This is a genomic window from Mycobacterium sp. M26 (assembly GCF_001494595.1).
GTDB lineage: Bacteria > Actinomycetota > Actinomycetes > Mycobacteriales > Mycobacteriaceae > Mycobacterium.
Genome location: NZ_LN929907.1, coordinates 789,762 through 803,454, shown reverse-complemented (window position 1 = coordinate 803,454; position 13,693 = coordinate 789,762). Strand labels below are relative to the sequence as shown.

Sequence of the window (13,693 nt, the reverse complement as noted above, 5' to 3'; positions counted from 1 at the left end):
ACGATGACCGACGATTTCGCGGCGCTGTGCGCCAACGAGCCCGAACTGGCTGAGCTCCGAGCCTCGGTGCGCTCCTTCCTGGCCGCCGACCGGGCCGAGTTCGGTTGGCAGCCGGCCGTCGACACCTGGCTGTCCAGCTGGGACGAGCCGTTCAGCGCGCGGCTGGGAGCAGCCGGATTCCTCGGGCTGACCATTCCCCGCGAGTACGGCGGCCGGGGCCTGAGCCATCTGCATCGCTACGTCGTGACCGAGGAGCTCCTGGCTGCCGGCGCTCCGGTGGCCGCCCACTGGATCGCTGACCGGCAGGTAGCACCCGGGCTGCTGGCCTACGGCTCCGAGGAGCAGCGCACGCGACTGCTGCCGAAAATCGCTGCGGGAAAGCTGTTCTCGGCCATCGGGATGAGCGAACCGCAGGCCGGCTCGGACCTCGCCGCCGCAGCGGCCAAGGCCACCCGCACCGACGGCGGCTGGGTGTTGTCGGGCACCAAAGTGTGGACCAGCGGAGCGCACCTGGCGCACCAGATCGTGGTGCTGGCCCGTACCAGCCCGGTGGATCCCGGACGCAGGCATGCCGGTTTCAGCCAGTTCATCGTGCCGACCGATCTGCCGGGCATCACGATCAGCCCGATCGTGCTGATGTCGGGCGAACACCATTTCAACGAGGTGACGTTCGACGAGGTGTTCATCGACGACGAGAACGTGCTCGGCGAGATCGGTAACGGCTGGCATCAGGTGACCGCCGAGTTGTCGTTCGAGCGCAGCGGTCCCGAACGGATCTTGAGCACCGCTCCCCTGCTGACCGCGTTGATCCGGGTCCTCGGCGCCCAGGACAAGGTTGACGACCACACCGCAGCGGCCGTGGGAGATCTTGTGGCGCGGCTGATTTCGCTGCGGCAGCTGTCGGTGTCGGTGGCCCGCGAACTAGCTGACGGCAAGTCCCCGGTCAACGAGGCGGCCCTGGTCAAGGACCTGGGCACCCGCTTCGAGCAGGAGTCGGCGGATCTGGCAGCCGACCTGTTCTCTTACGTCGCCGCCGACGCCCCGGGGCGCGAACAGGTCGCGGCACTGCTCGACGTCGCGCGGCTACACACGCCACTGTTCACCCTGCGCGGCGGCACCAATGAGGTGCTACGCGGTGTGGTGGCCCGAGGGATGGGGTTGCGGTGATGCGGGCTCTGACCGGCGGAGTATTCGGAACGGCCTCCAGCACAGATGATTTCGCTGAGCTGCGCCAGCTCGCCGAGGATATCGGCGCGCGCAGTTTCGACGAACGCATCGGCCACCGATCGCTGCCCGATGCGTTCGACTTCACCGCGTGGCGGCACCTGGAGGAGGCCGGACTGACCCGGCTGTCCAGCGATCCCGAATCCGGCGGCGGACCACGAGAACTCGCCCTGGTGCTGCGCGCCCTCGCCCGACATGCGGTGACGGTGCCACTGGCCGAGACCGACGTGCTGGCCGGCTGGCTGGCAGCCAAGGCCGGGATCGAGGTACCGGACAGCGGCCCGCTGACCCTGGCGCTCGGCGATGCCGCCACACCCACGGTGACCGGTGTGCCCTATGCACGCGATGCCGCCGCGGTGGTGTTCGCCCTGCGCGACGGCGCAGCGCTACGGGTGGCCGCCGTGCCGCCCGCTGAGCTGACCATCGAACCCGGACACAATGTCGGCGGCGAGCCCCGCGACACCGTCACGGTGCCGGCGGCCACGTTCGGTGACGTCGAGGCGGTGGCGGAGCTGGAGCGCCGCGGCGCCTGGGCCCGGTGCGCGCAGTCACTGGGGGCACTCGATGCGGCCGTGGAGTATTCGGTGGCCCACACCCGCGATCGCGAGCAGTTCGGCCGTCCGCTCAGCGCCTTCCAGTCGGTGCAACACACGCTCGCCTCGATGGCCGGTGAGGTCGAACGCGCCCGCGCCGCAGCCGAACTCGCCGTCGCGGCCGCCGCCGAACATGGCTTCGACAGCCCGCAGGCCGACTACGCGGTGACCGTCGCCAAGGTGGTCCTCGGCCGCGTGGTGCCCACCGTCGTCACCGCAGCCCACCAATTACACGGCGCGATCGGCGTGACCATCGAGCACCGGCTGTGGCTGGCGACCATGCGGGCCCGCAGCTGGATCGACGAGTTCGGCGACACCGCAACCTACGCCCGGCGGTTGGGCCGGATGGCGCTGGCCGCCAACGACCCCTGGGATCTGGTGGTCAGCGGCTGACTCTCAGAGGCTGGCGATGAGGTAGGACGTCACCGAGTCGCCCGTGATGCTGGCGACATAGAGCCGTGTCGAGCTGACCGCAATGCCGGCACGGAGGTCGGCGGTGGTCACTGTCTTGATCACCGTGTTCGTCGCGGTGCTGATCGCCGAGATGGTCCCGCCCAGCGCGTTGACGACGTAGACAACGCTGCCATCGGGGCTGATCGCGAGGAAGCCCGGCGCTGCGCCGACAGTGATGGACTGCGGATTGACGGTATTGGTGGCGGTGTTGATGACCCAGACGGCGGAGTCCTGGGCGCCCACCACGTAGACGGACTGGCCATCGGGGGTGACGGCGACGTTGAGCACGCTGCCGGTGTTGGGATCGGCTACCGGGATTGTGATGGTGGCGGTGACTGCGTTGGTGACGGTGCTGATCACCGAGACCGTATTCGCGTCCGTGTTGGCCACGTAGACGCGTTGGCCGTCCGGGCTGACCGCCAACCCCTCGGGGAACTGGCCGACTGAGATCGTTCCACCGACGACCGAGTTGGTGGTGGTGTCCACCACCGTCACCCCGTTCGTGACGCCGTTGGTCAGGTACAGCCGGTTCGCCGCCGGTGTTCCGGCCGGGCCCATCGCAGAGAAGCCGAAACTGTCGTCAGGGAGCGCAATCGTTTGAACGGCGTTGGTCACCAACGAGACCCGCGACACCGTGTGGCTTTGGTTGTTGACCACGTAAGCAGCCGAACTGTCGGGCGCGAACGTCACGCTGTACGGCCCGTCACCCACGGCGATATCGAGGCCAACCTTGCTGTTGGTCGCCGTATCGATCACTGAGATCGTGTCGGCTTGACTGTTGGCCACGACAAGTCGCTGCCCGTTGGGGCTGAGACCGATTCCGATCGGCCAGTCACCGACACCGATCGTGAAGTTGAAGAGCGGTCCCGGTTTCGGCAGCGTGATCTTGAAGATCTGACTGGATTTCTGAACGCCGTGGTAAGCGTTCATCACCATCGTGACGGTCGCGCCATCCTCGGGCGCCCCGAGCAGGGTGGACTGAAGCGGGGTGTAGGTGAACGACCCGTCCGGGTTCACCGTCGCGGATCCTTCGGTGGGGTCGGTGCTGACCCGGTAGGTCACCGCGTCACCCGCGGCGGTGGTGAACAGCGCCCGGCCCGACGCCGTGGCGGTGGCGGGGTCGAGGCCGCCGACCGAGCTCGTCACCAAGGTCGGAATGCCACCGGGATTGGCCGTATCCGCCAGCCATCGGGCCACTGAGTAGAGGCCCTGTTGCCACAGGTTGCCCTTGCCCGGTTCCGGGGCCACCGGATCCATGCCGCCCAGTGCCACAAGCACATTGACCACCGCACCGACCAACTGCTGGACGGGTGACTGGCGTACAGCGGCCGCCGTGGCTGACGAGGTCGCCGCGATCGTGTCGGGTGCCGGAGGCCGCCCGGTGCCTGCGGTCGGCACCCGGACGGTCACCGTCGATGAACTCGCCGTCACCCCGAACGGGTCGACGGCGCGTTTCGCTCCACCGGCGACTCGGGCGGCAGCAGGGGCTCTCGTGCCGGAAAGCTCTCCAGCGTGGGGCTTCACGTGGCCGGCCGCATGGGCTGCACTGGTGCGGGCACTCGACGCGCGGGCCCGGGGCCCGGCACCGTCACCGTCGTCGGCCGACGAACTCGGCCCTGCGGAATCGTTGGCCTCGTCGGCGTAGGCGACGCCCGAGCCGCCGGCGAGCACGGCGGCACCCATTCCGAGGGTGAGCACACCCACCCCCAGCCAGCCGACGGCATCGGCGCCGGGGCTCGAAGGGGCGGTGCGCCTACTGACGGTGTGACGGTTCATGGTGAACCTCCGGAAGCGATTCGTTCCAGTTCGGCGTGCGTGCAACGGAGCCGCGCCGGTCGTCAGACTCCGCTCAGTGTGACCAGATAACGGCACGCTACGCCCCAGGCCAGGGCCGTGTTCCCCGAACAGCAGAAAATTAACGGCCCAGTAAAACTGGGCTCCTGCCTCAGACCGGGATCACCGACACGGTGCCGTCGCCGCTGTTGGTGACGTAGAGATGGGTCCCGTCCGGGCTGACCGCCAGTCCGGCCGGGTCGGTACCGACAGGGATGGTGGTGATCACGGTGTTGGTCGCCGCGTTGACCACGTCGACCTTCTTGTCGTACTTGCTGGCCACGTAGATGACGGTGCCGTCCGGGCTCACGGCGACGGCCAGCGGCAGGTTCCCGGCGAACAGCGGGGCGCTCACCGCATTGGTTGTGGTGTTGACGTTCAGCAGCTGGCTGGCGCCGTAGTTGGCGACGTAGAGCGTCTTGCCGTCCGGGCTCAGCGCCAGGCCCTGCGGAGAACCGAAGGCCAGCGGAATGTTCGTGACCGTCTTGGTCGTGGGATTGATCAGCGACACCGACTGGCCGTTGACGTTGGCCACATAGAGCCGACCGTCCTTGGTCAGGGCCATGCCGTCGCGACCGCTGCCGGCCACGGTGATGGTGCCGGTCACCCCGAAGGTGGTGGTGCTGACGACCGACAACCCGTAAACCGTTGCAACATAAAGGCTCTTGCCATCACCGCTGACCACCACACCGTACGGGTTGGTGAGGTTGCCGATCGCGATCGTCTTGACGACGGTGTTGGTCAGGAACGACACGGCCGACACCGAGTTGCTGCCGGCGTTGGCGACGTACACGCCTGTTCCGGCCGGGTCGAAGGCCAGCGCCGAGCGACCCGATCCGCCGTCCTGGCCGTTGAGCGTGCCGACGGCGATCGTCGCATCGACATGGTTGTTGGCGGGGTTGATCACCGAGACGGTGTTACTTCCGTTATTGGCGACAACAAGTTTGGTGCCCAACCCGTTGATCGCCACCGCGTTGGGATTGCTGCCGACCGAGATGGTTTGGTAGGCCAGCGTGAGCGGGTTGGTGATCGGTATGTCGATGGTCTGGCTGCTGCTCTGCACCCCGTTGTAGGCGGTGACGACGACGCGAGCCGTCCCACCACCGTTGGTCGGGGCGCCCAATCTCGTTGCCGTACTGGCGGTAAAGGTGTAGCTGCCGTCGGGGTTGACGGTGGCCGAGCCGCCGTCGGTACTGACGCGGTAGGTCAGCGGCGCCCCCGCCGAATTCGTGAAGGCGACCTTGCCGGTGCCGACACCGGTCAGCGGATCCGCGGTGCCGATCGTGACGGTCCCGACATGCGGGATGCCACCGGGATTGGCGGTATCGGCCAGCCAGCGGGCCACCGAGTAGAACCCCAACTGCCAGAGGTTTCCGGGAGCCGGCGTGGGCGCCGCCTGGTCCATTCCGCCGATCGCGACGAGTGCCTGGACGACAGCACCGACGAGTGCCTGCAACGGCTGGACCGGTGTCACCGCACTGGCGCGGGGTGCCGAATCCGGTGCAGCGACGGCGGCCACCGCCGGATGGGGCCGCACAACCGCCGCGGGCCGCGGATCGGCCACCGACACCACGACGGTGCGCGGGGCGGCATGCGTGACGACCGCGTGGGTCGCGGCCGCCGGCACCGCGGCGGACTTGGCGTGGTCAGCAGCGGCGTGATGCCCGGCCGAATGTCGCGCCGATGTTCCGGTGGCCGATTTGGCCGACGCACCGGAATCGTCGGCGTGGGCGATCCCGCACCCGCACGACAGCACGGCTCCACCGACCCCCAGGGTCAGTGCGCCGGCACCCAGCCAGGCGGCCAGCTCAACGACTGATCGGCCCTGAGGTTGGGGACTAGCGGAAACTCGACGACGGCTCATGGCACACCTGCTTCACAACGCCCGACACAACGATCTGCGACGGACGGTACGCGGCGGCCATCCCGGCGTGAGCAAAACCGAACAAATATTTTTGCCTGCGTCAGTTATTGCCGTGTGCAAGCATATCGGCGCAGCTAGGAGGCTAGGTTAGCCTTACCGGATCAGCTACCCGTCCAGTTCGGTGCGCGCTTCTCGGCGAACGCGATCGCACCTTTCTTGGCGTCGTTGGAACCGAACACCGGCATCAGGATCTTGGACTGGTTCTTCCACTGAAGCACGGGATGCCGCCGCAGTGGTGTTCGAGAGGATTGCTAGACGGGGATGACCGTCACGGTGTGACCCGGAAAGTTGGCGACGTAGAGGCGCTTGCCGTCCGGGCTGACCAGTAAGCCGGCAGGGGTGGCGCTGAGCGAAACCGTCTTGATGACCTTCTTCGTCGCGGCATTGATCACCGAAATCGTGTTGTCCCCCTGATTGGCCACGTACACCACGCTGCCGTCGGGGCTTACTGCTACGAAGGCGGGGCTCGTACCGACCGAGACGGTGGCCAGCGGCAGCAGAGACGCGGTGCTGTACACCTTGAAGGTGTTATCACCGTGGTTCGCCACGTATACGGTCTTGCCGTCCGGGCTGAGTGCCAGTATCTCCGGCTCCTGTCCGACCGGAATGGTGGCGAGAAGGGCGTTAGTCGCGGTGTTGATCACCACGATCGAGTCTCCCGTGCTGTTGGCCACCCACAGCCGGGTGCCATCAGGGCTGATCGCGATTCCTTGCGGTCCTGAATTCACCGGACCGACCGTGATGGTGTTGATGACCTGCTTCGTCGCAGTATCGACGACCGACACCGTGTTACCTGCTCCGTCACCGAGGTTCGTGACGTAAAGCCGGCCGGCCACCGGGGTGTTGGCCGGCGCCAGGACCACCAGCGAGGGCTGGCTGCCGACCGTCGTCGTGGCGATCACGGAGTTGGTCAGCAACGACACTGTCGACACCGTTCCGGTGTTGTTCACGACGTAGAAGCCGAAGCCAGACGGATCGAATACGACTCCGAGGGGCTTACTGCCGACGGCAATGGTGTTGATGACGTGGTTGTCGGTGGTATCGATCACCGAGGCAGTTCCGTCGTTGTAGTTGGTGACCACCAGGCGGTTGCCATTGATCGCCAGCGTTGCCGGTCCGTCGCCGACGGTGATGTTGACCTTCGTCAACCCCCACGGATTGGCGATCGGGAGGTCGCTGGCCTGGCGCGTGCTCTGCACACCGTTGTATCCCGTTACGAGCATCTTGACGGTCATGCCGCCATCGGGGGCACCCAGCACCGTCGACTGCAGGGGCGTGAACGTGAACGCACCGTCCGAGTCGATGGTCGCCGACCCCAGCGCCGGGTCCACGGTGACGCGGTAGGCCAACTGGACCCCGGCCGGACCGCTGAACACGGCCCGCCCGGTGATCACTCCGGTGAGCGGATCCGGAGTACCGAGCGAAATCGTCTGCGCCACAGGTATTCCCGCCGGATTGACGGTATCGGCCAGCCAGCGCGCCACCGAATAGAGACCCTGTTGCCACAGGTTGGTCGGCTCCGGCGTCTCCTGGGACATGCCACCGAGTGCCACCAGCGCCTTGACCACGCCCCCGACCAAGGATTGCAGCGGGGACGCGGAGATGGCGCGGGCCTGTGGGGCGGTCACCGAATCCGGGGGCGTGACGGCAACCGCTGCAGCGGTGACGCCATGTGCCCGCGGATGCGCCACGGAAGCGAGCGAAAGGGCGACATGGCGATCGGCGGCCGCGTGAGTGGACGGGATGACCGGCTGTGCCGCGCCGGCCACTGCCTGCGTTCCGGCGTTGTGGGTCGCCCCGGCCGAGTGCCCGGAACCCGACTTCGGTCCCGGCGAGTGCCGCGCTGAGTTCCCGGTCGCCGATTTCGCACCGCCGGAGTCGTCAGCGTGGGCGACCGCGCAGCCACCGGACAGCACGGCTCCACCGACTCCCAGGGTCAAAGCGCCGGCGCCGAGCCACACCGCGATGTCAACGGCGCGGGGATCGCGGGATTCCGGATGACGAGTGACTCGACGACGACCCATGACGCACCTCGTTGACTGGCGCAGGGAACGTCCGATGCGACCCGGTGGCAGCGGCGCAAACAATCGCTCCCCCCGGGACCGGTTGGCCCGGGGGAGACGCTACGCCGCAGCACGCCTCGTTACATGTGAACCCGCAAACAATTATCGGGCCCGTCAACGCGCACGCCGCGGGCGGCGGCTAGCTACCCGTCCAGTTCGGTGCGCGCTTCTCGGCGAACGCGATCGCACCTTCCTTGGCATCGTTGGACGCGAACACCGGCATCAGGATCTTGGCCTGGTTCTTCCACTGCTCCTCCGGCGACCAGCCGCGCGACTCGGTGATGATCCGCTTGGTGGCGGCCACCGCCAGCGGGCCGTTGACCGTGATCCGCTCGGCCAGCCCGATCGCCGCCTCCAGCGCGTGGCCGGGCTCGGCCAGCACGTTGACCAGACCAAGCTCGTGGGCCCGCTCGGCCGGCAGGTTCTCGCCGGTCAGCGCCAGCTCCATGGCGATCTGGTACGGGATGCGCTGCGGCAGGCGCAGCAGGCCGCCACCACCGGCGACCAGGCCGCGCTTGACCTCGGGAATGCCGAAAGCCGAGTTGTTGGCCGCGACGATGAGGTCGGTGGCCAGCGCCAACTCGGTGCCGCCGGCCAGGGCGTAGCCCTCCACCGCGGCGATCAGCGGCTTGACCGGAGGCCGTTCGGTGAAGCCCAGGCCGCGGCCTTCGGCCACGACGTTCTCGCCGCGCGCGAAGGCCTTGAGGTCCATGCCCGCACAGAACGAGCCGCCGGCGCCGGTGATGATGCCCACCGACAGGCCGGGATCGTCGTCGAGCTGGTCCATGGCAGCCGCCAGGCCGTTGCTGACCGCGGCGTTCACGGCGTTCTTGGCCTTGGGCCGGTTGATGGTGATGATCAGAATGCGGCCGCGCTGCTCGGTGAGGACGGCGGGCTCTTCGGTAATGGCGTTATCGCTCACGTCGCTGATCGTAACGAGCGTGGTGTACGGGCCGCACCGAGGGCGGTACGATCGAAAACTAGAACACGTTCCAATTTGTCGAGGAGGCCGGCATGGGTGCAGCACAGGCGACCCGCGGCGACACCGCGAAGTGGGATCCTCAGCTCGTCGAGCGCACCATGTCGGTGCTGCGGCCGTTCCTCAAGCTCTATCACCGCAGCGAGGTCCGCGGCCTGCAGTCGTTCCCGCCCGGCGGCGCCCTGGTGGTCAGCAACCACTCCGGCGGCCTGTTCGCGATGGACGTGCCGGTGTTCGCGCTCGGCTTCTACGACACCTTCGGCTACGACCGCCCGGTGTACACCCTGAGCCACGACATGCTGATGACCGGCCCCACCGCCGACTTCTTCGTGCGCAACGGGTTCATCCGCGCCAACCATCAGAACGCGGACGCGGCGTTGCGGTCAGGTGGCGTCGTGGTGGTGTTCCCCGGCGGCGACTACGACGTGTACCGGCCGACCTTCCAGGAGAACAAGATCGACTTCGACGGCCGCACCGGCTACGTGAAGGCCGCCCTGAACGCCGGCGTCCCGATCGTCCCGACGGTGTCCATCGGCGGCCAGGAGAGCCAGCTGTATCTGTCCCGCGGCACCGGACTGGCCAAGCTGCTTCGGCTCGACAAACTCCTGCGCGCCAAGATCCTGCCCATCTCGTTCGGCTTCCCGTTCGGGTTGAGCGCCGTCCTGCCGGTCAACGTGCCACTCCCCACCAAGATCGTCACCCAGGTGCTCGAACCCATCGACATCACCGCACAGTTCGGCGAGGACCCCGATATCGACGCCGTCGATGCCTACGTCCGCCGCGTCATGCAGAAGGCGCTCGACGCCCTTGCCGCAGAGCGCCGGCTGCCGGTGATCGGCTGATGAATCCGCTGGCGCGGCTGACCGCCGTCGGCGATGCCGTGGCAACACTGGCCAAAGCCGGGTTCCTGACGCCGATGCGCCCGGACCGGACGGTCCGGATGATTGCAGCCGCCCGCGACGAAGGCCTGTCCATCACAACGGGTTTCGCCACCGCCGCCCAGCGCTTCCCCGACCGGCCCGGCCTGATCGACGAACTCGGCACGCTGACCTGGCGGGAACTCGACGAGAACTCCCATGCACTGGCCGCCGCACTGCAAGGCCTCCCGGGCGGCACCCCGCAGGTGGTGGGGGTGATGTGCCGCAACCACCGGGGCTTCGTCGAAGCATTGATCGCGGCCACCCGCATCGGCGCCGACGTGCTGCTGCTCAACACCGCGTTCGCCGGGCCGGCACTCGCCGAGGTGGTCAATCGCGAAGGCGTCGACACCGTCATCTACGACGAGGAGTTCACCGCCTCGGTGGACCAGGCCCTGGCCGATCAGCCCACCGCCCGGCGCATCCTGGCCTGGACTGACACTCCCACCGACAATCTCACCGTCGAGGCGCTGGTCACCGCCCACCGCGGGCAGCGCCCGGCGAAGGGCACCCGCAAGAGCAAGCTCATCCTGCTCACCTCGGGAACCACCGGAACTCCCAAGGGCGCCAAGCATTCCGGCGGCGGGGCCGGCAACCTGGTCGCCATCCTGCGCCGCACCCCGTGGCGGCTCGGTGAGACGACCGTCGTGGTGGCGCCGATGTTCCACGCGTGGGGGTTCTCGCAACTGGTGTTCGCCTCCGCGATGGCCTGCACCGTGGTCACCCGGCGCAAGTTCGACCCCGAGGCCACCATGGCGCTCGTCGACCGCCACCGCGCCACCGGGTTGTGTGTGGTGCCGGTGATGTTCGACAGAATCATGGACCTGACCGACGAGGTGCTCGACCGCTACAGCGGCCGTACCCTGCGGTTCGCCGCCTGCTCGGGGTCCCGGATGCGGCCCGACGTAGTCATCGCGTTCATGGACCGCTTCGGCGACGTCATCTACAACAACTACAACGCCACCGAAGCGGGCATGATCGCCACTGCCACGCCCGAGGACCTGCGGGCCGCCCCCGACACCGCGGGTAAACCGGCTGTCGGTACCGAGATCCGGATCTACGACGCGGACTTCAACGAGGTACCCGACGGCACGGTGGGACGCATCTTCGTCAAGAACGACACCCAGTTCGACGGCTATACCTCCGGCAATACCAAGGACTTCCACGACGGCTACATGTCGTCGGGCGATCTGGGCCGGGTGGACGACGCAGGCCGGTTGTTCGTGGTCGGGCGCGACGACGAGATGATCGTCTCCGGCGGCGAGAACGTCTACCCCATCGAGGTCGAGAAGACCCTGACCACCCATCCCGAGGTGGCCGAGGCCACTGTCCTCGGCGTGGACGATCAGCAATACGGTCAGCGACTGGTCGCATTCGTGGTGCTCACCGAGGGCGCCGCGGCCACCCCCGATGACCTGAAGGCGCACGTCCGCGAGAACCTGGCCAACTACAAGGTCCCGCGCGAGATCACCATCCTGACCGAACTCCCCCGCGGCAGCACTGGCAAGATTCTGCGTAATGAACTCCTCGCCCGTATCACGCCTGATAGCTGAGCTGCGCCGGCCCCGCCCGCTGCTGCGTTCGCTGGTCGAACTGGCCAATGCCGCCAACGGGTTTCGCCCGCTGGCCCGCCGGGGTTACCCGACTCTGGCGGTGTTCTGGGTGGGCTGGCCCACCTCGGAGCTGCCCGCCTTCTACGCCGCCGGGTCGATGCTCGACGCCGCCCGGCGCGGCCTGCGGGGTGACTTCCGCGGCCGCCGCGGCCTGGTGGCACTCGGACTGACCGCGCTGTCCTGGGTGTTCCTGGCCGCGATCCAACGCCGCAACCTCACCACCCCGCGACCGGTGCTGCGCAAGGCTTTGGTCGACGGCCTCGGCGAGGATTTCGCCGAGGTCCTCGACACCCTGCCCACCACCCCGTCACCGTCGGGCCGGCCGACGGCGTGGCGCACCACCTGGTCACGGCGAAAGTTCGTGGAGAAGACCAATATCGTCACCTACGGTCCGCACGGGCGGGCCAATCTGGCCGACGTCTGGCGCCGCCGTGACCTGCCGCGCGACGGCAAGGCCCCGGTGCTGCTGGAGGTGCCGGGCGGGGCCTGGGCACTGGGCTGGCGCCGCCCGCAGGCCTATCCCCTGATGAGCCATCTGGCCGACCGCGGCTGGATCTGTGTGGCGATGAACTACCGGGTCAGCCCCGTACACACCTGGCCGGACCACATCGTCGACGTCAAGCGGGCGTTGGCGTGGATCAAGGAGCACATCGCCGAGTACGGCGGCGACCCGAATTTCGTTGCCATCACCGGTGGTTCGGCGGGCGGACACCTGACCGCGCTGGCCGCCCTGACCCAGAACGATCCGGAGTACCAGCCCGGTTTCGAGAACGCCGACACCTCGGTGGTGGCCGCGGTGCCGGTGTACGGGCGCTACGACTGGTTCACGGCGCACGGGAGTGGGCGCCGCGAGTTCATCGGCTACCTGGAACGCCTGGTGGTCAAGCGCCAGTTCAGCCGGTTCCGCGACATCTATGTCGACGCCTCACCGATCCGCCGGTTGCGTCCTGATGCACCACCGTTTTTCATCCTGCACGGCGAGCACGACTCGCTGATCCCCGTGGTCGAAGCCCGTGATTTCGTCGAGGAACTGCGCAAGGTATCCGAATCCGAGGTGCTCTACGCCGAACTCCCCGGCGCCCAGCACGCCTTCGACATCTTCTCCACACCGCGGGCGCACCACTCCGCCGAGGCGGTCGGCCAGTTCCTGTCGTGGGTGTACGCCAGCCGGATGTCCACCGAGGACCCCGCGGATGCGTGAGCGCCTTCGGCGCGTGCGACACATCGGACTGCGGCGGATCGTCCTGGCCGTCGTCGTCCTCGTCCTCGGTATCGCCGCCAGCGTGGGCGGTTATCTGGCCAGCACCGAAACTGTCGACCAGATGCAGGATTTCGGCGACTTCGACAACCCGAACCGGATCGAAGTCACCGCGTGGATCACCAAGATCGACACCGCCGGCCAGTCCTTCTCGATGACCATCACCGATGTGCGGCCATTCGGTACGCAGGCCGACGAGGCCGGAAACTTCGCCCGGGAAGCCACGCTGTTCACCAACGGAATCGGCAACTGGCAGGCCCATATCAAGGCCGGTGACTCCGCACCGGACGTCGAGCAGCGGATGTTCCTGACCGGCCCCGTCACCGACTACCCATTCGATGACTACCGGGGCGCGATGGAACTGCACATGGTCGACGCCGACGGTAACGAACTGCCCACCGCCATCACGGTGATGAACACCGACTCCTTCTTCGAGGTCGATACCACCAAGGCGCACGCACCATCCGGTGGAACGCTGATCCGGCTCGACGTCCACCGCAGTGCACCGACACTCGTCTTCGCGGTGTTCATCATGGTGCTGATGCTGGGCCTGTCGGCCGCGGCCGCCGTAGCCGCCTACTACGTCCTGCACTGGAAGCGTGGGCTGATCTTCCCGGCGTGCTCGATGATGGCGGCCATCCTCTTCGCACTGATCCCGTTGCGCAACGCGGTGCCCGGCGGCCCACCGATCGGCTCCATCATCGACTTCGGGTCGTTCTTCCTCGCCGAGGCCATCATCTCGATCTCACTGATCACCAGTGTGCTGCTCGGCTTCCGCTATCAGCTGGCCATCGAGCGCGCCGAGAATGCGGAGCCCACCGAGAACAAGGCCTGAC

General features: G+C 67.6%; 10 protein-coding genes and 1 pseudogene. 6 read left to right on the top strand and 5 right to left on the bottom strand.

Annotated elements, in window-relative coordinates; genetic code table 11:
• The first annotated feature begins 3 nt into the window (after positions 1 to 3).
• Positions 4 to 1,167: an acyl-CoA dehydrogenase family protein gene (locus tag BN3385_RS03900; protein ID WP_059015203.1), complete on the top strand. Its 1,164-nt coding sequence runs from the start codon at positions 4 to 6 to the stop codon at positions 1,165 to 1,167.
• On the top strand, positions 1,167 to 2,210 hold the full coding sequence (locus BN3385_RS03895) for an acyl-CoA dehydrogenase family protein (protein WP_059015201.1): 1,044 nt from the start codon (positions 1,167 to 1,169) through the stop codon (positions 2,208 to 2,210). Before BN3385_RS03900 ends, BN3385_RS03895 begins: the two co-directional genes overlap by 1 nt.
• Positions 2,211 to 2,213: 3 nt before the next feature.
• On the opposite strand, the gene BN3385_RS03890 is transcribed toward BN3385_RS03895, so the two are convergent.
• The 5 genes and pseudogenes from BN3385_RS03890 to BN3385_RS03875 all read right to left on the bottom strand — a co-directional run bounded on the left by BN3385_RS03890 (position 2,214) and on the right by BN3385_RS03875 (position 9,021).
• Entirely contained in the window at positions 2,214 to 4,046 is a 1,833-nt protein-coding gene (locus BN3385_RS03890) for a beta-propeller fold lactonase family protein (protein WP_082690269.1), read from the bottom strand.
• 169 nt (positions 4,047 to 4,215) lie between these two features.
• On the bottom strand, positions 4,216 to 5,967 hold the full coding sequence (locus BN3385_RS03885) for a YncE family protein (RefSeq protein ID WP_082690268.1): 1,752 nt from the start codon (positions 5,965 to 5,967) through the stop codon (positions 4,216 to 4,218).
• Between the two features lie 161 nt (positions 5,968 to 6,128).
• A pseudogene (locus BN3385_RS27970) lies at positions 6,129 to 6,227 on the bottom strand (crotonase/enoyl-CoA hydratase family protein); the annotation flags it as partial.
• Between the two features lie 51 nt (positions 6,228 to 6,278).
• A complete protein-coding gene (locus tag BN3385_RS03880; protein ID WP_082690267.1) occupies positions 6,279 to 8,051 on the bottom strand; it encodes a beta-propeller fold lactonase family protein in 1,773 nt (590 codons plus the stop codon).
• A 178-nt stretch (positions 8,052 to 8,229) separates the two neighbouring features.
• On the bottom strand, positions 8,230 to 9,021 hold the full coding sequence (locus BN3385_RS03875; protein WP_156432667.1) for a crotonase/enoyl-CoA hydratase family protein: 792 nt from the start codon (positions 9,019 to 9,021) through the stop codon (positions 8,230 to 8,232).
• A gap of 83 nt (positions 9,022 to 9,104) precedes the next feature.
• Between BN3385_RS03875 and BN3385_RS03870 the strand changes: the two genes are divergently transcribed.
• The 4 genes from BN3385_RS03870 to BN3385_RS03855 are packed head-to-tail and all read left to right on the top strand — an operon-like array spanning position 9,105 to position 13,692.
• Complete coding sequence (locus BN3385_RS03870; protein WP_059015191.1) at positions 9,105 to 9,911, top strand: 1-acyl-sn-glycerol-3-phosphate acyltransferase; 807 nt, start codon at positions 9,105 to 9,107, stop codon at positions 9,909 to 9,911.
• Positions 9,911 to 11,539 (top strand): acyl-CoA ligase FadD12, encoded by a 1,629-nt coding sequence (gene fadD12 / locus BN3385_RS03865; RefSeq protein WP_059015189.1) that lies wholly within the window; start codon positions 9,911 to 9,913, stop codon positions 11,537 to 11,539. The genes BN3385_RS03870 and fadD12 overlap by 1 nt, the downstream gene beginning before the upstream one ends.
• A complete protein-coding gene (locus tag BN3385_RS03860; RefSeq protein WP_059015187.1) occupies positions 11,505 to 12,800 on the top strand; it encodes an alpha/beta hydrolase in 1,296 nt (431 codons plus the stop codon). The genes fadD12 and BN3385_RS03860 overlap by 35 nt, the downstream gene beginning before the upstream one ends.
• Positions 12,793 to 13,692 carry a DUF8686 domain-containing protein gene (locus BN3385_RS03855; RefSeq protein WP_082690266.1) on the top strand — a complete coding sequence of 300 codons (900 nt, stop codon included), beginning with the start codon at positions 12,793 to 12,795 and terminating at the stop codon, positions 13,690 to 13,692. The genes BN3385_RS03860 and BN3385_RS03855 overlap by 8 nt, the downstream gene beginning before the upstream one ends.
• Position 13,693 lies beyond the last annotated feature (1 nt).